Raw genomic sequence first — 19,361 nt, forward strand, 5'->3', positions numbered from 1 at the left:
GGTCACCCGCGACACCCTTGCCTCTGGCTAACACTTCCCCTTGCCGGGTGTGTAGAGGACTTGCACCTCCAAGTCACCAGCGTGGCCACCATAGCCAAACTGGTTGCGCTTACGCGCAACGCGCCATGCCTGGCGCACGCAACAAAAAAGGCCCGCGCAATGCAGGCCTTTTCGTTGAGCCAGAGCGCTCAGTCCGCGATGGCGCGATCCAGTGAAAGCTTGCCGGCACCTTCGATCAGTACGGCGAAACTGCCGCCGAGCAGTGCCAGGGCAAATTCATAACCGTTGTTGGCCATGAACAGGCCGTTGCCGATGTGCACCGAGAAGATCGCCACCAGCGAAAGGAAGGCCAGGCCCAATGCCGCCGGACGCACCAGCAGCCCAACGATCAATGCCAGGCCACCGAAAAATTCCGTACCACCGGCCAGAGTCGCCATCAACTGGCCCGGTGCCAGGCCCAGGCTTTCCATGTACTGCGCAGTCCCGGCAATGCCATAGCCACCGAACATGCCAAAGAGTTTCTGCGAACCGTGGGCAGCGAAGATGATGCCGACGAAAATCCGCAAAACGGTCAGGCCGTAGCCAGCGCGAGTAGAAAATACCTTGTTGATCAATGTGCTCATGCTCTGTCATCCATTGCGAGTGTGTGTGGGTTGGTCGCTATATTAATCAGTAAACCTCATGTTAAAAGCGCAAAAAATCCGCCATACCAATCAGTTTAGCTGATCATTTGCGTGAGACCACTTTCTGCCCCTGGGCCTCCAGCGACTCCCGTTCCCGGTCATAGGCCAAGTAGTACTTGTTCACACTGTTAACATAGCTGACAGGTCCCATCCCCACCTGCTCCAACGCAACCCGCTCGACCTGGAAGAACCATTGATTGGGGTTCAGGCCACGCCGTCTGGCTTCGGCCCGCATGGCCTGGACCCGTTCCGGGCCGATGTTGTAGCCGGCCAGGACAAAGGCCATGCGCTCGCGTTCATTGAGCTTGGGGCTGGCGAAAAACTTGCGACGGATCAACGCCAGGTACTTGGCCCCGGCCTGGACATTGTTGTCCAGGGACTGAATATTGTTGACCCCGACCCGTTGCGCCGCCGACGGGGTGATCTGCATCAACCCGGTCGGGCCGCTGCCGCTTTGGGCGTTGGGTTCCAGCGCCGACTCCTTGAAGGCCAGCGCGGCCAGATTCAGCCAGTCCATGCCCTGCTCGCGGGCATGTTTCTGCAAGACCGTGCGCACCTTCTCCAGACGCTGGCGATCGGCCCGGGCCAGAGGGTTGCGCACTTGGTACAAGCGCCGATAGATGCGCAGGAACGCCACATCCTGGTCGGACGGTGTCTTGTAGCTACCCAGGAAGCGGTCAATGCTGGCCCGCAACATCGATGCATCGCGACGCACGAACCAGAACTCCTCGCCCGGCTCACTGATCACCACTTGCCGGTCAAAACGCAGTTTGGGCAGGATCTTGCCCCAACGCTCGGCGATCGGTTGCTCGACAATGGTCAGCTGAAAAATCCCGCCCTGCACCATCTCCAGAACATCTTCGACCGCCAGGCTCGGGTCGACCCATTCGATCTTGACCGGCGGCAACTTGTGCAGCGCCAGCTTCTGGTTGATCTGATTGATGGCTTCACCGGCGGCGCTGCCGGCAGGCAAGGCCAGGGTTTTGCCGGACAGTTGCTCAAGCCGGGTGTAGCGGCGCTCGCCCTTGATCCCCACCAGCAGCAACGGCACATTGCTGACAATCGGCTCGCTGGTCGTCACGCCACGAGCGCTTTGCAGATCAAGCAACTCCCCAGGTGCCACGAGGTCCCCTTCTCCGCGCTGCAAGGCGCCGAGCAGTTGGTCCTTGGCCTTGGGAATGATCTTGAGGGAAATTTCCTGGCCGTCACGGGCGCGACCGTTGAGGTACTGCTCGAAGGCGCGTAAGCGATGGTACTCAACGCCAATGCTCTGGCCCTGGACTTCACCGGAACTGTTGCGACTCTGGTTGACCAGCACCCGCAACACACGGCTGCTGCGGATCTGCTCCAGATCCCGGACCTTACCTGGCTGAACGGCTTCCACGGGCCCTGCCAACCGGGCAACCGCCGGCAACGGCAGCAGCATCGACAAGCACAGCAGTAGCAAAACCTGGAGTCGCGTCATCCGTTCTCCGGAAAGAATACTGTCCCGCTGCACAAGGAAGGCCGCAGCAGGTCGACAGAAACAGAGCGCCTGGAGCGCTGGCAAGGGTGCGAAAGCGTCAATCGGCGACGGAAAAAACCGCCGAAGTGCATTTTCGGCATCAAAAGACAGCTATAACTCGTTGTAGTTCTTGGTTTTTCTTATAAATCGACAGCTCTGGTATGCTTTCCGGCCGCAGGCCTAGGGTAGCACCATGCAACTCATCGATATCGGCGTCAACCTGACCAACCCCAGTTTCGCCGACAAACACCAGGCGGTACTGGACCGTGCCTATGCCGCTGGCGTCTGCCAACTGGTGCTGACCGGCACCAGTGTCGAGGGCAGCGAGCAGGCCCTGGAACTGTGCCAGCAACTGGACGAAACCGGGCAGCGGTTGTTCACCACCGCCGGCATTCATCCACACTCCGCCAGCGACTGGAATGCCGACAGCGCTCAGCGTTTACACCGTTTGCTCAAAGAGCCGAACGTGCGGGCGGTGGGTGAATGCGGGCTGGATTTCAATCGCGATTTTTCGCCGCGCCCGCAACAGGAAAAGGTACTCGAAGAGCACCTGGCAATGGCCGTCGACCTGCAATTGCCAGTGTTCCTGCATGAGCGTGACGCCAGCCAGCGCCTGCTGGAAATCCTGCGTGATTACCGAGACCAGTTACCGGCGGCCGTGGTGCATTGCTTCACCGGTGAAAAGAAGGCGCTGTTCAGTTACCTCGATCTGGACCTGCACATCGGCATCACCGGCTGGATCTGCGATGAACGCCGGGGCACGCACTTGCACCCGTTGGTGCGCGAGATTGCCCGTGGACGCTTGATGCTTGAAAGCGATGCGCCCTATCTGTTGCCCCGCAGCTTGCGCCCTAAGCCGAAGAACGGTCGCAATGAGCCGGCGTACCTGACGGAAGTACTGCGTGAAGTCGCGCTGCACCGTGGCGAGTCCCTGGAAGATCTGGCGGCACACAGCACCGCCTGCGCACGGGCGTTTTTTGCATTGCCTGCGATTGATTGAGTCGGTGCGCCTCTGCGCCGCCCTGTGGACTTGATCCACATCAAAAATTTTTCTCCTGAGTAGCGGCACAATAGTGGCACCTTGCCAATGCTGTTTCCGCTATCAGAGAAGACCTTCCATGGGTGCCTGGCTTAGCAATATCTCGCTGAAATACAAATTCTGGGCGGTCAACGCCGTCGCTTTCGTCACCACATTGCTGTTGGTACTGTATGCCGTGCAGCTGGAACAACAGGCGCGCAACCAGGCTTCACAGCAGGCGGCCAGCGCTCAGGCACGGTTGATCACGGCGTGGCCCGCCGGTCAGGCACTGCCCCAGGCCGATACCTTGCTGAACTTCAGCAAGGGCCAGACACCCAGGCTCAATGATCAGCCTCTGTCCCAATTGATCGACGCCAACGGCTGGGTCGACATCAACCCCTTGCCGCTGTTCGGCGAAACACACTTGATCGGCGCCGAAGTGGTGTCGCGGGGCAATGACCAATACACCGCCGTCCTGGCCTATGGCCCGAGCCTGAGCCAGGTGTTCAGCGATCGCTTTGCCAACTATGCAATGGCCGTGTTCATCCTCATGCTGGCGATGCTCTGTGCCTCGCAGCTGTTGATCCGCTTCCTGCTGAGCCAACTCAACACCCTCAAGGACGTCATGCTGCATGTGGAAAAAACCGGCGACCTGTCGGCACGCGTGCCGCTGTCCTGCACCGATGAGGTCGGGCAGATGGCCAGCGCCTTCAACGCCATGCAGGCCGGCTACCAACGGGTGGTCAGCACCGTGGCCCACACGGCGCGCCAGCTGGATGTCGGCGCGGCTCGCCTGGCCAGCAGCATGAACGATGTACGCCAGGGCATGCTCGGCCAGCAGAGCGAAACCGATCAGGCCGCCACCGCTATCAATGAGATGTCGGCCACGGTGTATCACATCGCCCAGCATGCCGGCGCCACGCGTGACCTGTCGAAAACCGCCGACTCCCTCGCCGGCAGTGGTCAGGAGGTGGTGGGTCGGGTGCAAACATCGATTGCCGGGCTGTCCACCGGCGTGCAGCAAACCGCCGAGATGATTCAACGCCTGGCCGAGGACAGTCAGAAAATCAATGGCGTGGTCAGCGTGATCCATAGCATCGCCGAGCAAACCAACCTGCTGGCCCTGAACGCCGCCATTGAAGCGGCGCGGGCCGGGGAAATGGGTCGAGGCTTCGCCGTGGTTGCCGACGAGGTGCGCAACCTGGCCAAGCGCGTGCAGGCCTCTACCGACGAAATCACTCGCATGGTGTCGACCTTGCAGACCGGTACCCGGGACGCAGTGGACTTCATGCAGGAGAGTTCCTACAAGGCCGACGACTGCATGCAACAGGCCCGGGAGGCGGATGTCGCACTGGCGCAGATCACCAGCGCCGTAGCACAGATGCGTGAAAGTAATACCCAGATTGCGGTGGCCGCCGAGCAGCAGAGCCAGGTCGCCGAAGAAATGAACCGCGCCGTGGTGAGTATTCGTGACGTCACCGAGTCAACCGTACAGCAGACCGTGGACTCGGCCACCACCAGCAATGAGCTGGCAACACTGGCGGGCGAGTTGAGCAAGGCCATCGGGCAACTGAAGCTTTAACCCGGGGCACCCTCATCATTGGCCATGACCGCCTATCACTTCGATAGCCAACCTTGATTCGCCGTCGACCTCTACCCCGCCTATTCTTCAGGTATGAGTTTCACGGATCGAGGACTATCACGATGGGCAAACGTCACCCCAACCTCCCCGCTTGGCAATGGCGGGTGTACCCGAACAATCACCAGCATCCGACCAATCTGGTGTTGCACCTGATTGCCGTGCCGCTGTTCATCCTGGCATTTTTGCTGATCGTTTCCGGGGTGTTCAGCCTGAATCTTGGGAACGTCGCCATCGGCATTGTCGGCCTGCTGGCAGCCCTGGGTTTGCAGCGTCATGGTCACAGGCTGGAGGCGCAGGCCTCCGAGCCATTCAGTGATCGCAAGGATGCGGTGTCGCGCTTGCTGGTGGAGCAGTTCCTGACGTTCCCGCGCTTTCTCTTCAGTGGCCGCTGGTGGCGCGCCTGGTGCGAACGCCACCGCCATAAAGATCGTTAAGCGAAAATCGTCACGGTCTGTCGGCTGAGGGCAATCAACTCGCCCTCCTGGTTCCACAACGCGGCGGCGGCATGCCCGTATCCATCACGGGCATGCTCGATTTCCACATGGTACTTGCACCAGTCCAGCGTGCTCACGGCCAGCAAGGGCTGTACGAATTCGATGGTCCAGGTCAGGGTACTGCCTGCCGCGGGCTTCGCCAGGTGCGGCAACAAGGCCGGTGGCCAGGCGTCCACCAGCGCCAGAATGTGCGCTTCGCTCACCGGCTCATCCTTCACGTCGCCGCGCAAGCGAACCCAGCCCCCCATGTCCCGGGACTTGTTGCCGGTGAACGGCATGCCACCGACACCCCAGCGCATCGCCAGGTGGCGCATGAACTCAGGCATCACGCCGTTGATGTAGGGCAGCTCCTGGCAATCGTCCCAATGCATCATCTCGGGTGCCGGCAGGGCCGTCACCGCGATTTCGGAAGGACGCGAGGCACCGAAGCTGCCCTGCACCACAGTCACCACCTGACCATTTTGCAGTGCTCGACCCAGTACCTGGCTGACCGCCTTGCCTTCACGCAAGACTTCCACTTCGAAGCGGATGGGAACACCGGGCTCGGCCGGACCGACAAAGGTGATCGCCAACGAGCGCACCGGGCGTTCGGCCGGCACTTTCGCGCGCATGGCTTCGTACTGCAGCGCGGCCACCAGGCCACCGAAACTGGCGCGGCCCTGCCCCCACTGCGCCGGTATCACCAGCTCATCAGGCGAGTTGCGCACGGCGTCGAGTAATTCTGAAAAGCGCATGAACACCTCAAGGCTAGGAAAAGACTGACGGATCTTAACCAGCCTTCGCCCCTGGTACAGCGCCTATTCCGGCCAAAGAAACGGACAGATAGGCCGGATGCTCGGGCAATGCCCCATGTTCAAGACTTGAAACAGGCCGCACTGAGTTTGTCGAGCACTCGATCGGCACGGCTTTCAGCCGTGGCCATGGTCACCTTCCAGCCCGCCACGCAGGGCGACAAGTCGGGCTCATGCTCGGCCCGCGCCAGCCATTGCAAACAATCATGCCAATCCCCCAGGGCGCCTTGTGCCGCCTTGAGCCGTGCCGTGGCGGCCGCCGGCAGGCGATCCAGCTCGGGGTAGGCTTCGATGGCATAGCGCACCCGCTTGATCAACAGACGCAGGCGGTGGCGGTCGTGGGCGGGATCGTGCAGGGTGTCATCCAGGGTTTTCCACTGCTTGGCCAGACGCTTCTCGATACGCCTGCGCAAGCCTTTAAGCAACCCCTGGCGCTCACAGGCGCGTAGAAAACGCGGAAACGCGTCGAGGATCATCATCAACTGCGCCAGCTGCGGGCTGTCCGCTACCGCCGGGTACGCCTGGCTCATCTGCAGCATGCGATGCTCGGCCGCTTGCCGCTGCCCATGCTGCAGCAGATAGACAGCCAGCACTTCACGGTCGCGCAGAGGGGTCGTCAGGGTGCCGACCGCCGCCGCGGCCGCCTCCAGTTGCTCAACCCCGGGCAAGCCCCGCAAGGGTCGCAACAGGCTGCGCAAACGGCGAACCGAGATGCGCAAGTCATGCAGCGCTTCGGCGTCGGTGCTCGCACTCAGCCGGGCCTGACAGGCCAGCAAACGCACCTCCAGCCCCAGGACCCGGGACACTAACCGATCTACCAACGCAGACATCGTCTTCTCCCAGGTCAGGCATCCACACCAGAGCACAAGCATAGGCCCATACTGGGCCGGCTACCTGGCACCTGTATTGCGCCAGGTCATGGATGGCTCAACGACCCGCGCGGGACTCACGGATATAGAAGCGCGCCTTCTGGGCCTTGTTGGCGCAACCTTCGAAGGCCTCGAACTGCTGCTGGGTCTTGGCCCCGGTCAGCAACGACAACGCCTTGGAATAACTCACGGTACCGGCAAACCCTTCGGCCTTGGCCAGATCCAGCTCTTTCCAGGCCGCATCCAGTTGGCTACCACAACTGTCACGGTAGGCGGTTTTACCCGCGCAACCGGCAAGTACCAACGCAATCAATGGCAGACAGATCCAGGCTTTCATCAATGACACCTCAAGGTAAAAAAACAATCATGCGGGGTAAGACGGTCAACGCGGCCAAAAGTGCCTTGCAGCGTCGCTGGAAACTATAGCGTCCGCCAGGGCACTCATGTGCCGTCATCGAATGTCGAAAAAACGACGCGCATCATGCACGCCCGATCAACATGATTGAAGCACGCCCCTCGATGGGTGCATTGTTGAGGCCTGTTTGACGTAAGGACGAGTACATGAAAAAGCGTGTCGCACTGGTGCTGGGCTCAGGTGGCGCCCGGGGCTATGCCCATATTGGGGTCATCGAAGAAATTGAACGCCGTGGCTACGACATTGCCTGTGTTGCCGGCTGCTCCATGGGCGCGGTGGTCGGTGGCATTTATGCCGCCGGCAAACTCAACGATTACCGCGACTGGATCGAAAGCCTGGACTACCTCGATGTGCTGCGCCTGGTGGACGTGAGTTTTCGCCTGGGCGCCATTCGTGGCGAGAAAGTCTTCGGGCAAATCCGCAAGATCGTCGGCGAGATCAATATCGAACAATTACGCATCCCCTACACAGCCGTGGCCACGGACCTGACCAACCAGCAGGAAATCTGGTTCCAGGAAGGTTGCCTGCACCAGGCCATGCGTGCCTCGGCGGCCATTCCGAGCCTGTTCACGCCCGTCATGCAAGGCAACCGCATGCTGGTAGACGGCGGCCTGCTCAACCCGCTGCCAATCGTGCCGGTGGTGTCGAGCCATTGTGACCTGATCATCGCGGTCAACCTCAACTCCACCAACCAGAAGCATTACCAACTGCCGGTGATCCAGCGTCCCGCCGCGTTCAAAAGCCGGTTCGACAGTCTGATCAACTCCGTGGGTTCGCACCTGCCGTTTCGCCGTAAACAAGCCGAACAATTGCTGCTGCTGGAACAGGAAGCACTGCGCAGTGAGGCCGCCGAGATCAATCCGTGGATCGAGTCCCCTGACCCCGAAGCCCAGCAACCCGCCGCGAGCCCGGAAAACGAAGGCGCTCCGAAATCCGCCACGGGGTCGTTCATCATCGACAACGTCGGTCCGGCCTCGCTGCTGGACTTGATCAACCAGAGTTTCGAGGTGATGCAAACCTCCTTGGCGCAATACAAGATCGCCGGTTATCCACCGGACATCCTGATCAACGTACCGAAGCGGGTCTGCCGGTTCTTCGAGTTCTACAAGGCACCGGAACTGATCGCCCTGGGACGGGAAATTGCCCGCGACACCCTGGATCGCTACGAGAACGAGCGCGACTGAGGAGCCCGCATCCCGGGCGGGATCATTGGCTCCCCTCGCTCAACAACCGATACCCCACCCCCGCCTCGGTCAGGATGAACCGGGGGCGGGTCGGATCGTCTGCCAGTTTCTGCCGCAGGTGCCCGACCACGATCCGCAGGTAATGACTGTCCTCGACATGGGTCGGGCCCCAGATATCCTTGAGCAGTTGCTGCTGGGTGATGACCCGCCCGGCATGGCGCGCCAATTGCGCCAGCACGGCGTACTCCTTGCGGGTCAACGCCACCTCGGCGCCATCGAGCAGCACCCGTCGGTACGCCAGGTCCACGGTCAACGGACCGAAGGACAACGCCGCCTCCCGGGCTTCGCCCGCAGGTGCCTGACGCAACAGTGCACGGACCCGCGCCAGAAACTCCTGGATGCCGAACGGCTTGGTCACATAGTCGTTGGCGCCGCCGTCCAGGGCTTCGACTTTCTGCCCTTCGCTGGCGCGCACCGACAGCACCAGCACCGGCGCCATCGACCATTCGCGAAACTCGCGCAGCACTTGCTGGCCGTCCATGTCAGGCAGGCCGAGGTCGAGCACCAGCAGGTCCGGTTTGTTCAGCGCGGCCTGGGCCAGGCCTTCGTTGCCGGTGCCGGCTTCAAGCACTTTGTAGCCCTGGGAGGCCAGGCTGATGCGCAGGAATTTGCGGATCTGCGGTTCATCGTCAATGACCAGGATGGTCGCGGTCTGGCTCATGGATTCACATCAATAAGAGAAAATGGCAAACAAAGAGCCGCAAGCGTAGCGCAGGTCGCATCAAGCTTCACTGTCCATCCCCGGCTGCTCCTGCAACGGCAGGTGAATGGTGATGCAGGTGCCGCGCCCGTCAATGCCGTCGGCCACGCTGATTCGCCCACCGTGCGCACCGACCATGCCCTGACAGATCGCCAGGCCCAGGCCCGTCCCCTGCCCCCCTCTATCACCCCGGGCGGCGGTGTAGAACATGTCGAAGATCTTCGCCCGCTCTTCCTCGGGAATACCCGGGCCTTCATCACTCACGGAGAAAAACAGTTCGCTGTCGCCGACACCGGCACTCAGTTGCAAGCGGCCATGGACCGGTGAAAAGCGTGCGGCGTTTTCCAGTATGTTGACCAGCGCCTGCTCGATCAATGCCGCATGCACAAAGAGCAGCGGCAGCTCACCCGGCACCTCGGTGCTCACCTGCAAGGGTGCCAGCACCGCGCGCAGGCGGTTAAGCGAGCTGCCGACGATATCGGCAGGCGACACCCAGTCCCGCGCCAGCTTCAATGCGCCGTGCCCCAGGCGCGTCATGTCCAGCAGGTTCTGGATGTAGCGATCCAGGCGCTCGGCTTCATCCCGGGTACCTTCAAGCAACTCGCGACGATCCGCCAACGGAATCGCCTCACCCAGTGCCAGCAGGCTGTCGATACTGCCGCGCATGGAGGTCAGCGGCGTGCGCAGATCGTGGGATACCGAAGCCAGCAGAGCGCTGCGCAGTTGTTCGGTTTCACCGTGCAGGCGTGCCGCTTCGAGGTCTTCGGCCAACTGGGCACGGGCCAACGCTTGAGCCAGCGGTTGGCTCAATGCGGTCAGCAACCGCCGGCGCTGGCCACTGAGCGACTGTCCCTCCTTCGGGCAAACACCGAGCAGGCCCAACGGCCCGTCGTCGATCGACAACGGCCACCACCACCAGCGGCCGAACGGCAAGGTGCCCGTGCCCATACCGGCCGGTTGATCGTGCTGCCAGGCCCAATCGGCCGCGGCGCGCTCGGCGTCGGAAAACTGCAACGGACCACCGGCTTCGACCTTCCAGCCCGCCTGCCCGTCACGATTGACCAGGCACAGTTGCATATCGCTCCAGCCCACCAGGTGCTGCGCGGCCGCGCTGACCACGGCCTGCCGGTCGGTGGCCGCAGTGAGTTTGCGCGACAGGTCGAGCAACTCGCTGGTTTCCTCCTGGGTGTCGCGCAATGCCTGCAACTGTCGCCGCTGGCGCGCCGCCAGGTTGCCGGTGAGCGCCGCCATCAACAGGAAAAACAGCAACGTCAGCACATCCTCTTCACGCTGGATCGCGAAGGAGAAGGTCGGTGGAATAAACAGAAAGTCGTAGGTCAGAAAGGACAACGCCGCGCACGCCAGCGCCGGTCCCAGGCTGCTGCGCACCGCCACCAGCAACACCGCCGCAAGGAACACCAGCGAAATGTTCGGCAACGGCAGCAGGCTCGACACCGCCCACGCAATACCGGTGGCCAGCACCGTTGCCAGCAGCGCCAGCGCATAGTCGAACCAGACCAGCGACTGCACCGAACGCTGACGTGGCTGGAACTGTTGCTCGTCGCTGTCCAGAACGTTGATTTCCAGACCTCGGGCATTGCGCAACAAGCGCGACGCCAACCCGCCGCCCAACACTCGACGACGCAGGCGCGGGCGCGACTGACCGACCAACAGCAGGCTGGCACGCCGCTCGGCGGCGTGCTGGATCAGGGTTTTCGCCACTTCACCGGCGCGCAGCAGTACCACCTCCCCGCCCAGCCGTTCCGCCAATTGCTGGGCATTTTGCAGCCGCAAGCGCGACTGTTCATCGCCCACGCGGCCGTTATCCACGTGCACCAGGCTCCAGGGCAAATGCCGGCGCTGCGCAACCCGACTGGCGTGACGCACCAGGCGCTCAGCCTGGGCATCGCCGTCCACCCCCACCAGCAAGCGACCACGTACTGCGGGGGCCGCCTGCCCCAGCTGTCGATAGCCGCGACTGAGGTCATCATCGACCTGGGCCGCCGCCGTTTGCATGGCCAGCTCACGCAGCGCGGTGAGGTTGGTCTGGGTGAAGAAGGCATCAATAGCCGCCCGCGCCTGTTCGGGCACGTAGACCTTGCCGTCACGCAGGCGCTCCAGCAGTTCACGCGGAGGCAGGTCGATCAACAGCAGCTCGTAGGCTTCCTGCAGCACCCAGTCGGGCAAGGTTTCACGCACTTGAACGCCGGTGATACCGCGCACCTGATCGTTGAGACTTTCAAGGTGCTGGACATTGACGGTGGTATACACGTCGATCCCCGCCGCAAGCAGCTCCTGGATGTCCTGCCAGCGCTTGGCATGCCGGCTGCCGGGGGCATTGCTGTGTGCCAGTTCATCCACCAGCACCAGTTTCGGCCTGGCCTTGAGCAGGCCGTCGAGGTCCATTTCCTCCAGCATCACGCCACGGTATTCGGAGCGCACCAGGGGTTGCTGCGCCAAGCCGGCGAGCAGCGCTTCGGTCTCGGCGCGACCATGGGTTTCCACCACCCCGGCGATGACTTTCACGCCCTGACGCAACTGGGTGTGGGCGGCCTGCAGCATGGCGTAGGTCTTGCCGACACCGGGGGCGGCGCCCAGAAAAACCTTGAGTCGACCGCGACCGTCGCGGGGCAGTTCAGCTAGCAGTGCATCGGCGCGGCCGGAGTCGCTCATCAGGGTCTCTTTCTTTCAGGTTGTTCGTTCCCGGGTTTGGCGCGGGAATGCAGAGCGGGACGCTCGGCGTCCCGGTCAATCACGTTTCTACAATGCTTCCAGTGCCCGGTTCAACTCCAGCACATTGACCACTGGTGGTCCCACCAATGGCTGTTCGATGTGGGCATCGAGCAACTGTTGCAAGGTGGCAACCGGCACATCACGCGCTGCTGCCACCCGCGCCAGTTGATAGGTAATCGCGGCAGGTGGCAAGTGTGGATCGAGGCCACTGCCGGACGTGGTCAGCAACGCCAGGGGAACCGGCCCCTGGCCTGGGACCAACTGTTTGTTGGCGTCGTCGATCACCCGCGTCGCCAAGGCCGGATTGCTCGGCGCTAGGTTGCTGGCGCCGCTGGCAACCGTGGCAAACGCACCGGCCGATGGCCGTGGGTGGAACCAGGCGTCACCGACGAAATCCTGGGCGATCAGGGAAGAGCCACGAACCTTGCCATCGGCATCACGCACCAGGCTGCCATTGGCCTGATCGGGGAAGGCGACCTGGGCGATACCGGTCACCACCAGTGGATAAGCGACGCCCGTGACCAGCGTCATCAGGACCAGCAGGCTCAAGGCCGGACGAATCATTGTGGACATGTCAATAACCTCAATTCAGGGTGAACGCCACGCCCTGGGCGCGGCGTGCAGCAGTTACACCAGGTGCAGCGCCGTCAGCAGCATGTCGATCAGCTTGATGCCCACGAACGGCACCACGAGGCCACCCACGCCGTAGATCAGCAGGTTACGACGCAACAGATGCGCCGCACTCGCGGCCTGCACACGTACCCCGCGCAACGCCAGCGGGATCAATCCAACGATGATCAGGGCGTTGAAGACGATGGCCGACAGAATCGCGCTTTGTGGACTGCTCAAGTGCATGATGTTCAGCACGCCCAGCTGTGGATAAATCGAGGCGAACAAGGCCGGCAGGATCGCAAAGTACTTGGCGACGTCGTTGGCGATGGAGAACGTCGTCAGCGCACCACGGGTAACCAGCAACTCTTTACCGATCTGCACCACGTCCAACAGCTTGGTCGGATCGCTGTCGAGATCGACCATGTTCGCCGCTTCGCGAGCGGCCTGCGTGCCGTCGTTCATCGCCATCCCGACATCCGCTTGAGCCAGTGCAGGAGCATCGTTGGCGCCGTCGCCACACATGGCCACCAGACGACCGTCGTTTTGCTCGTGACGAATGCGGGCGAGTTTTTTCTCGGGTGTGGCCTCGGCCAACACGTCATCCACGCCGGCTTCAGCGGCAATCGCGGCGGCGGTCAACGGATTGTCGCCGGTGACCATGACAGTGCGAATCCCCAGCTTGCGCAGCTCGGCGAAACGCTCACGGATACCCGGCTTGACCACGTCCTTGAGGTGGATCGCGCCGAGCAACTTGCCATCGGCACACACCAGCAACGGCGTACCACCGCTCTGGGCGATCTTGTCGATTTCCCGGGACATCGGCGGCAGCATGTCGGCACGCGTCAGGCCAACAAACGCCAGCACCGAATCCACGGCCCCCTTGCGATAGACACGGCCTTGATAGTCAACACCGGACAAGCGGGTCTCGGCGCTGAATGGCACGGCGGTCAGCGCCTCAGCGGACGGCTCGGCCTGTGGATAAAGGCCGCGCAGGTACTCGACAATCGACTTGCCCTCGGCCGTGTCATCGGCCAGCGAGGCGAACAGCGCCCCTTCGGCCAGCTCCTTGGAACTGACACCAGGCGCTGCGTAAATAGCGCTGCAACGACGGTTACCGAAGGTGATGGTGCCGGTCTTGTCCAGCATCAACACATGCACGTCACCCGCGGCTTCCACCGCACGACCGGATTTGGCGATGACGTTCAAGCGCACTAAGCGGTCCATGCCGGCAATACCGATGGCCGACAGTAAGCCACCGATGGTGGTAGGTATCAGCGTCACCAACAGTGCCACCAGAAACACCAGCGGCAGGTTGCCACTGGCGAAGTGGGCGAACGGCTGCAGGGTCACGACCACCACCAGGAAGATCATGGTCAGGCCGATCAGCAGAATATCCAGCGCCACTTCGTTCGGCGTTTTCTGCCGCTTGGCACCTTCCACCAGCGCGATCATGCGGTCCAGGGTCGACTCACCCGGGTTGGCGGTGATGCGCACCAGCAACCAGTCGGAGACCAACCGGGTATTGCCGGTGACTGCCGAACGATCACCGCCGGACTCACGAATCACCGGTGCGGATTCGCCGGTAATCGCCGCTTCGTTGACCGCCGCGATGCCCTCGATCACTTCACCGTCACCGGGAATCATCTCCCCGGCTTCAACCCGTATCACATCGCCCTTGCGCAATGAGCTCGCTGGCACGACCTGAAAGCGGCCATCAGCTTGTTTGCGCCGCGCGCTCAGGCCTTCGCTGCCGGCCTTGAGGCTATCGGCGCGCGCCTTGCCACGACCTTCGGCCAGCGCCTCGGCGAAGTTGGCGAACAACACGGTGAACCACAGCCACAGGGCAATTTGCGCCGCGACAAAGGATGGCACCGCCGTGTCCGGGATAAAGCACAACACCGTGGTGAGGATGGCCGTCAGTTCGACCACCAGCATCACCGGCGAACGCTTGAGCTGCCGCGGGTCCAGCTTGACGAACGCTTGCACCAGCGCCGGTCGCCACAGGGCCGAAATCGAGGTTTTCGGTGCCTCGGCCAATTGGGCGGGGGCGGCTTGTTTTGAGGCAGGAACGTGCATATTCATGATGGATTCCTTAGAAGCCCATGCTCAGGTGATCAGCGATAGGACCCAGCGCCAGGGCCGGCAGGAAGGTCAAGCCACCCACCAACAAAATGGTCACGGTCAGCAAAGTGACGAACAGCGGGCCATGGGTAGGGAAGCTGTTCTGGCCAATCGGCGCGGCCTTCTTCATCGCCAGGCTGCCGGCAAGCGCCAGAACCGGAAGGATGTAGCCGAAGCGCCCGATCAACATGCCCAGCCCCAGCATCAGGTTGTGGAACGGCGTGTTGGCACCCAGGCCGGCAAAGGCGGAGCCATTGTTGGCGCTGGCCGAGGTGTAGGCGTACAGCAACTGGCTGAAACCGTGGGGGCCGGGGTTACTGATGGTGGCTGCCGGGCCAGGCAGGCTTGCCGCCAGGGCACCAAGCACCAACACGCCAACCGGCATCACCAGCAAGGTCACCACCAGCAACTGGACTTCCCTGGCCTGCAATTTCTTGCCCAGGTATTCCGGTGTGCGCCCGATCATCAGGCCGGCAAGGAACACGGCGATCAGGACGTTGAGCAACATGCCGTAGAGGCCGGCACCGACACCGCCGAAAATCACTTCGCCGACCATCATGTTGACCAGTGCAACCATGCCGCTCAGTGGGTTGAGGCTGTCATGCATGCCGTTGACCGAGCCGTTGGAGGCGGCCGTGGTGGTCACCGACCACAGCACGGTCGCGGTGGTCCCGAAGCGTGCTTCTTTGCCTTCCAGCGGTGCGGCTTGCTCGACCGCTGCATTGCTCAGGCTAGGGTTCGGCTGGTTTTCAGCCCACAGCGACACTGCACCGCCGATCAGGAACAGCGCGAGCATGCAGCCGATGATGGCCCGGCTTTGGCGCAGATCCTTGACGTAATGCCCGAAGGTGAACACCAGCGCTGCGGGAATCAGAATGATCGAGGCGACCTCGAACAGGTTGCTCCAGGCCGTGGGGTTCTCGAACGGATGCGCCGAGTTGACACCGAAGAAGCCACCACCGTTGGTACCCAGTTGCTTGATTGCAATCTGGCTGGCCGCAGGCCCCAGTGGAATCACCTGGTCAACGCCCTGCACGGTCAGCGCATTCACATACTGCGCGAAGGTTTGTGGCACACCCTGCCAGACCAGGAACAACGCCAGCAGCAAGCACAGCGGCAACAACCCATAGAGCGTGGCGCGGGTCATGTCGACCCAGAAGTTACCGAGGGTTTGCGCCGATTTGCGACTGATACCGCGGCACAACGCAACCAGTACCGCCAGGCCGGTGGCCGCACTGACGAAGTTCTGCACGGTCAGGCCAACCATCTGGCTCAAGTAGCTCAGGGTGGCCTCACCGCTGTAGGACTGCCAGTTGGTGTTGGTCATGAAGCTGACCGCGGTGTTGAAGGCCTGGGTCCACTCCTGTCCCGGCAAATGCTGCGGGTTGAGCGGCAGGTAGTTCTGGAACAGCAGGATCGCGAACAACAGCAAAAAGCCCGCGAGGTTGAACGCGAGCAACGCCAGGGCATACTTCTGCCAACTCTGTTCACGCTTCGGGTCGACCCCGGCCACGCGATAACAGCCGCGCTCCACCGGCCCCAGAACCGGCGTCAGCCAAGTGCGCTGGCCTTCCATCACCTTGTAGTAGAAGCGCCCCAGAAACGGTGCCGGCACCAGCACCACGGCAAAGAAGGCAAGGATCAGCCAATAGTCATAACTGTGCATAGCCGCTCCTAGTGCTGATCCGCGCGCAACAGCGCGACCAATAGATAGATGAACAGTCCAACCGCCAATAGCAGGGACACCCCGTCCAGAACGCTCATGGAATTTCTCCGTCATACGGCGATTGCCGCGTGTGGAGGCATTGTCCGCAGGAAGGCTGTAAAGGAGCGAGAGCGAGGGGGTGGGCGTGACATAAAGAAAGCGTAAAGAGTGGCTTTATGGCTTTGTTACAGCGGATGGAACCCGGCCATCGCTAGCCAGCGTGCTCCGGGCGAAACCATGCCGATCGGACGTTGAAGAGGTCAACCTCGCAGAAACGGCCTAGAATGGAACCACTGAGAAACGCAGTGACTCAAAATGGATAAGCACGGCGTTGACGCCTGCACTTAAGGAGAGCCCTATGCCCTGGTATGGCTGGTTGATTCTGATACTTGCAATCGGCTCGATCGTCGGTGGCCTGATGCTGCTGCGCGACACCGCGAACAAGGTGGAGCTGACCGATGAACAGCGTAAGCGCGTGGCTGAGCGTAATGCGGAAATGGACGCCAAGGACGCTCAGGATCGCTGATTGAAAAACGTGGCGAGGGAATTGCCCCCTCGCCACGACATTCTCTACACCTGCCAATCCGCCTTGGCGATGTGCAGTCCGTGCTGCCCTTTGTAAGCCGCCCGTTCAGGCTGGTGCCAGCCGTCGAGCAGGTCATCGTCCAGGCGATAGATTTCCACCCCCAACGGCCGGCAGACGCTTAACGGGTCTTGCGCCTCAGGCCCCCACATTGCCAGCGACAAATCGCCTCCCGGGCAGGTCGACAACGCACACAGCAAGTCGATCTCGGCAAAGAACTCCAGGTAGTCGCCCTTCTGCGCCGGACAAGCCTTCATGAAATACAGGTCATCGTGGTTGAGCCCCGTGCATTGGAAGATGTTCAGCACGTCATGCACGTCGAACTCGGTCAAGCCATGGGGCAGTACCGCGCGGGTCAGGTTCGAATGGCAATGGTGATGAAAGTCCTCGCCCGTGAGCATTTTGTTCACGTAAGGATCGCAACGCGTGCCCAGCAGATCGTGCAAGCGACCACCGTGCTCGTCGATGCCGTAATGGGCCAGACTGTCGTCGGTAATCGTCACCAAGGGTCGTAGAAACGGCAGGTTCGACCAGAGCCGATCATGGGTGCTGACATGCGCGCCCTGCAGTTGCCGGGTTCGCGCGGCCCACAGTCGCTCACGGGGGTCATGGGCATTCCAGACGTTGAAATCCCCCACCTGCGGGCCGACGGGTGTGGTCACCCGAAACACATGGCCTGCCGGCACATGCCAAGCCCGCCCACTGCGAATGGGCACCTCGAATTGCTCGATCAGGGTGCGACCTTGGGGCGTATCGCGTATCCGCTCGTAAAAGGCCGTATCGACCTGCAACGCAGAGCCTTTGCTGACCTGATAAGCGGCGGGATAGTCTTTGTACATGGCGGCAGTCCTTGATCAGTAGCGGGCAGGAGGGTTAAACACAGCGAGCAGTTGCTGCTCGGAGTCGTCGAGGTAGTCGCCCAGTGCCTCCAGGGCACCGGACCTGTTGCCCTCAACCAGCAATTCGTGAATACGCCGGTCGCGATCAAGCCACGGCGCCTGGAAACGTGACTCATCCGGCGCCGCGCTGAACACCAGACGCAATTGCGCAACAATAGTGGTGAAGAACTCGTCGAACAGCTGGCTGCTCAACAAACCGACAATATGTTGATGAAAACGCAGGCTGTGGGTAGCGACCGCCCGCCAGTCCTCGCGCTCGCGGGCCAGTTGCGAGACCTCGATCGCCTCAAGCATGTGATCGGACTGGTACTCGCACAGGGGCCGGCCGGCGGTGATCGCCTGAAGCTCCAGCGTACGCCGGACCTTGAACAGATCGCGCACCTGCTCGGCCCCCGGCTGGCGAACCATCACGCCCTTATGCCGTACATACCGGGTGAGACCTTCCTGCCCCAGGCGGTGCAGCGCTTCGCGGATGGTGTTGCGCGAAGCGTTGTAAGCGAGCACCAGGTCCGCTTCTACAAGCGCCTTGCCTGGAAGCAAACGGCCACCAATGATGTCGGCACGCAACTCCAATGTGATGTGGTCTGCCAGGGACAATTCGCTACTCATACTCATTACCTCGCAATTGTTGAACAATCGTCAGTCAATGAGTAATCACTATTCGTGCCACCTGTTTGTACGCGTTGCTGACACGTTGGACGCATCTGCATGCTTATAGAAGTAAAAGTACAGTCACCATCTTATTTACCTTGGTTAAGATGGCGCATCGCCGTGGAGATTTTCAGATGCGCTACTCGCAGGACCATAAAGCCCAGACCCATCAGCGCATTATCAAGGAAGCCGCTGCACGCTTTCGCCGCGACGGTATCGGCGCCACCGGCCTGCAACCTTTGATGAAAGCCCTGGGCCTGACCCACGGTGGCTTTTACTCTCACTTCAAGTCCAAGGACGAGTTGGTGGAGAAAGCCCTGCAAGCGGCCGGTGAGGAAGTCAGTGTCCGTTGCGCGCAGCTTTTCGCCGAAAACCGCCCCCTGGAAGCCTTCATCGACGCCTATCTGTCCGAGTGGCACCGCTCCTCTCCCCATGAGGGCTGCCCGTTGCCTACCATGTCTTCGGAGCTGGGCTTGCGTGGCCAGGCCAGTCCCACCAGCGACGCGGTACTCAATGCGCGACTCGAACAGGTCGAGCACGCGCTGGACACAGAGAATGCCGCCGACCAAAGCCTGATCATCATGTCGACCCTGGTCGGCGCATTGCTGTTGTCACGCAGTGTCGAAAACCCGGAGCTGGCCCGGCAGATCCTCGATGTCACCCGCGAACATCTTAAAAAACAGGTCGAGTGAAGAGC

At 61.7% G+C, this 19,361-nt stretch carries 19 protein-coding genes; 6 read left to right on the plus strand and 13 right to left on the minus strand.

Annotated features, from left to right (window positions below; all coding sequences use genetic code 11):
- Positions 1-188 precede the first annotated feature (188 nt).
- A complete protein-coding gene (locus CKW29_RS03080; protein WP_095143889.1) occupies positions 189-623 on the minus strand; it encodes a DoxX family protein in 435 nt (144 codons plus the stop codon).
- A 103-nt stretch (positions 624-726) separates the two neighbouring features.
- Positions 727-2,148 (minus strand): transglycosylase SLT domain-containing protein, encoded by a 1,422-nt coding sequence (locus CKW29_RS03085; RefSeq protein ID WP_095143890.1) that lies wholly within the window; start codon positions 2,146-2,148, stop codon positions 727-729.
- A 232-nt stretch (positions 2,149-2,380) separates the two neighbouring features.
- Between CKW29_RS03085 and CKW29_RS03090 the strand changes: the two genes are divergently transcribed.
- The 3 genes from CKW29_RS03090 (at position 2,381) to CKW29_RS03100 (ending at position 5,281) form a co-directional block, all read left to right on the plus strand.
- Positions 2,381-3,187: a TatD family hydrolase gene (locus tag CKW29_RS03090; RefSeq protein ID WP_095143891.1), complete on the plus strand. Its 807-nt coding sequence runs from the start codon at positions 2,381-2,383 to the stop codon at positions 3,185-3,187.
- A gap of 118 nt (positions 3,188-3,305) precedes the next feature.
- Positions 3,306-4,787 (plus strand): methyl-accepting chemotaxis protein, encoded by a 1,482-nt coding sequence (locus CKW29_RS03095; RefSeq protein ID WP_095143892.1) that lies wholly within the window; start codon positions 3,306-3,308, stop codon positions 4,785-4,787.
- 122 nt (positions 4,788-4,909) lie between these two features.
- A complete protein-coding gene (locus CKW29_RS03100; RefSeq protein ID WP_095147933.1) occupies positions 4,910-5,281 on the plus strand; it encodes an Mpo1-like protein in 372 nt (123 codons plus the stop codon).
- On the opposite strand, the gene CKW29_RS03105 is transcribed toward CKW29_RS03100, so the two are convergent.
- From CKW29_RS03105 to CKW29_RS03115, 3 genes are all read right to left on the minus strand, one after another.
- Complete coding sequence (locus CKW29_RS03105; protein WP_095143894.1) at positions 5,278-6,075, minus strand: acyl-CoA thioesterase II; 798 nt, start codon at positions 6,073-6,075, stop codon at positions 5,278-5,280. The genes CKW29_RS03100 and CKW29_RS03105 overlap by 4 nt on opposite strands.
- A gap of 119 nt (positions 6,076-6,194) precedes the next feature.
- Positions 6,195-6,962 (minus strand): CHAD domain-containing protein, encoded by a 768-nt coding sequence (locus CKW29_RS03110; RefSeq protein ID WP_095147934.1) that lies wholly within the window; start codon positions 6,960-6,962, stop codon positions 6,195-6,197.
- A gap of 97 nt (positions 6,963-7,059) precedes the next feature.
- The gene (locus tag CKW29_RS03115; RefSeq protein ID WP_095078641.1) at positions 7,060-7,338 is read right to left on the minus strand and encodes a hypothetical protein; all 279 of its coding nucleotides are present in this window, start codon (positions 7,336-7,338) and stop codon (positions 7,060-7,062) included.
- Between the two features lie 224 nt (positions 7,339-7,562).
- Here CKW29_RS03115 and CKW29_RS03120 point away from each other — a divergent pair, with 224 nt between their 5' ends.
- Positions 7,563-8,600 (plus strand): patatin-like phospholipase family protein, encoded by a 1,038-nt coding sequence (locus CKW29_RS03120; RefSeq protein WP_095147935.1) that lies wholly within the window; start codon positions 7,563-7,565, stop codon positions 8,598-8,600.
- A 22-nt stretch (positions 8,601-8,622) separates the two neighbouring features.
- On the opposite strand, the gene CKW29_RS03125 is transcribed toward CKW29_RS03120, so the two are convergent.
- From CKW29_RS03125 to kdpF, 6 genes are all read right to left on the minus strand, one after another.
- Positions 8,623-9,321, minus strand: coding sequence for a response regulator (locus CKW29_RS03125; RefSeq protein WP_095147936.1), 699 nt, complete (start codon positions 9,319-9,321; stop codon positions 8,623-8,625).
- Between the two features lie 60 nt (positions 9,322-9,381).
- Entirely contained in the window at positions 9,382-12,033 is a 2,652-nt protein-coding gene (locus CKW29_RS03130) for a sensor histidine kinase KdpD (protein WP_095143898.1), read from the minus strand.
- 87 nt (positions 12,034-12,120) lie between these two features.
- Positions 12,121-12,666 (minus strand): potassium-transporting ATPase subunit KdpC, encoded by a 546-nt coding sequence (gene kdpC, locus CKW29_RS03135; RefSeq protein WP_095147937.1) that lies wholly within the window; start codon positions 12,664-12,666, stop codon positions 12,121-12,123.
- A gap of 54 nt (positions 12,667-12,720) precedes the next feature.
- Positions 12,721-14,787: a potassium-transporting ATPase subunit KdpB gene (gene kdpB, locus CKW29_RS03140; RefSeq protein WP_095143900.1), complete on the minus strand. Its 2,067-nt coding sequence runs from the start codon at positions 14,785-14,787 to the stop codon at positions 12,721-12,723.
- A 10-nt stretch (positions 14,788-14,797) separates the two neighbouring features.
- Positions 14,798-16,492: a potassium-transporting ATPase subunit KdpA gene (gene kdpA / locus CKW29_RS03145; protein WP_095143901.1), complete on the minus strand. Its 1,695-nt coding sequence runs from the start codon at positions 16,490-16,492 to the stop codon at positions 14,798-14,800.
- Positions 16,493-16,500: 8 nt separating this feature from the next.
- Positions 16,501-16,590 (minus strand): K(+)-transporting ATPase subunit F, encoded by a 90-nt coding sequence (gene kdpF, locus CKW29_RS03150; RefSeq protein ID WP_019692955.1) that lies wholly within the window; start codon positions 16,588-16,590, stop codon positions 16,501-16,503.
- Between the two features lie 299 nt (positions 16,591-16,889).
- Here kdpF and CKW29_RS03155 point away from each other — a divergent pair, with 299 nt between their 5' ends.
- Positions 16,890-17,057, plus strand: a complete 168-nt coding sequence (locus CKW29_RS03155) for a DUF2897 family protein (protein WP_095078634.1) — start codon at positions 16,890-16,892, stop codon at positions 17,055-17,057.
- Positions 17,058-17,101: 44 nt separating this feature from the next.
- Here the strand turns inward: CKW29_RS03155 and CKW29_RS03160 are convergent, their stop codons facing one another.
- Both CKW29_RS03160 and CKW29_RS03165 read right to left on the minus strand, forming a co-directional pair.
- Positions 17,102-17,953, minus strand: a complete 852-nt coding sequence (locus CKW29_RS03160; protein WP_095143902.1) for a DUF1989 domain-containing protein — start codon at positions 17,951-17,953, stop codon at positions 17,102-17,104.
- A 15-nt stretch (positions 17,954-17,968) separates the two neighbouring features.
- Entirely contained in the window at positions 17,969-18,622 is a 654-nt protein-coding gene (locus tag CKW29_RS03165) for a GntR family transcriptional regulator (RefSeq protein WP_095147938.1), read from the minus strand.
- Between the two features lie 176 nt (positions 18,623-18,798).
- Between CKW29_RS03165 and CKW29_RS03170 the strand changes: the two genes are divergently transcribed.
- Positions 18,799-19,356 carry a TetR/AcrR family transcriptional regulator gene (locus CKW29_RS03170; RefSeq protein WP_095143904.1) on the plus strand — a complete coding sequence of 186 codons (558 nt, stop codon included), beginning with the start codon at positions 18,799-18,801 and terminating at the stop codon, positions 19,354-19,356.
- Positions 19,357-19,361 lie beyond the last annotated feature (5 nt).

The organism is Pseudomonas sp. Irchel s3a18 (assembly GCF_900187535.1).
In the GTDB taxonomy this organism is placed as follows: domain Bacteria; phylum Pseudomonadota; class Gammaproteobacteria; order Pseudomonadales; family Pseudomonadaceae; genus Aquipseudomonas.

Excerpts from the sequence above, each read along its gene's own strand:
- CKW29_RS03110 (WP_095147934.1), bottom strand. The coding sequence starts at position 6,962 with ATGTCTGCGTTGGTAGATCGGTTAGTGTCCCGGGTCCTGGGGCTGGAG.
- CKW29_RS03155 (WP_095078634.1), top strand. The coding sequence starts at position 16,890 with ATGCCCTGGTATGGCTGGTTGATTCTGATACTTGCAATCGGCTCGATC.
- kdpC (WP_095147937.1), bottom strand. The coding sequence starts at position 12,666 with ATGTCCACAATGATTCGTCCGGCCTTGAGCCTGCTGGTCCTGATGACG.
- CKW29_RS03120 (WP_095147935.1), top strand. The coding sequence starts at position 7,563 with ATGAAAAAGCGTGTCGCACTGGTGCTGGGCTCAGGTGGCGCCCGGGGC.
- CKW29_RS03105 (WP_095143894.1), bottom strand. The coding sequence starts at position 6,075 with ATGCGCTTTTCAGAATTACTCGACGCCGTGCGCAACTCGCCTGATGAG.
- CKW29_RS03080 (WP_095143889.1), bottom strand. The coding sequence starts at position 623 with ATGAGCACATTGATCAACAAGGTATTTTCTACTCGCGCTGGCTACGGC.
- CKW29_RS03090 (WP_095143891.1), top strand. The coding sequence starts at position 2,381 with ATGCAACTCATCGATATCGGCGTCAACCTGACCAACCCCAGTTTCGCC.
- CKW29_RS03125 (WP_095147936.1), bottom strand. The coding sequence starts at position 9,321 with ATGAGCCAGACCGCGACCATCCTGGTCATTGACGATGAACCGCAGATC.
- kdpB (WP_095143900.1), bottom strand. The coding sequence starts at position 14,787 with ATGAATATGCACGTTCCTGCCTCAAAACAAGCCGCCCCCGCCCAATTG.
- CKW29_RS03130 (WP_095143898.1), bottom strand. The coding sequence starts at position 12,033 with ATGAGCGACTCCGGCCGCGCCGATGCACTGCTAGCTGAACTGCCCCGC.
- CKW29_RS03085 (WP_095143890.1), bottom strand. The coding sequence starts at position 2,148 with ATGACGCGACTCCAGGTTTTGCTACTGCTGTGCTTGTCGATGCTGCTG.
- CKW29_RS03100 (WP_095147933.1), top strand. The coding sequence starts at position 4,910 with ATGGGCAAACGTCACCCCAACCTCCCCGCTTGGCAATGGCGGGTGTAC.
- CKW29_RS03160 (WP_095143902.1), bottom strand. The coding sequence starts at position 17,953 with ATGTACAAAGACTATCCCGCCGCTTATCAGGTCAGCAAAGGCTCTGCG.
- CKW29_RS03165 (WP_095147938.1), bottom strand. The coding sequence starts at position 18,622 with ATGAGTAGCGAATTGTCCCTGGCAGACCACATCACATTGGAGTTGCGT.
- kdpA (WP_095143901.1), bottom strand. The coding sequence starts at position 16,492 with ATGCACAGTTATGACTATTGGCTGATCCTTGCCTTCTTTGCCGTGGTG.
- CKW29_RS03095 (WP_095143892.1), top strand. The coding sequence starts at position 3,306 with ATGGGTGCCTGGCTTAGCAATATCTCGCTGAAATACAAATTCTGGGCG.
- CKW29_RS03170 (WP_095143904.1), top strand. The coding sequence starts at position 18,799 with ATGCGCTACTCGCAGGACCATAAAGCCCAGACCCATCAGCGCATTATC.
- CKW29_RS03115 (WP_095078641.1), bottom strand. The coding sequence starts at position 7,338 with ATGAAAGCCTGGATCTGTCTGCCATTGATTGCGTTGGTACTTGCCGGT.
- kdpF (WP_019692955.1), bottom strand. The coding sequence starts at position 16,590 with ATGAGCGTTCTGGACGGGGTGTCCCTGCTATTGGCGGTTGGACTGTTC.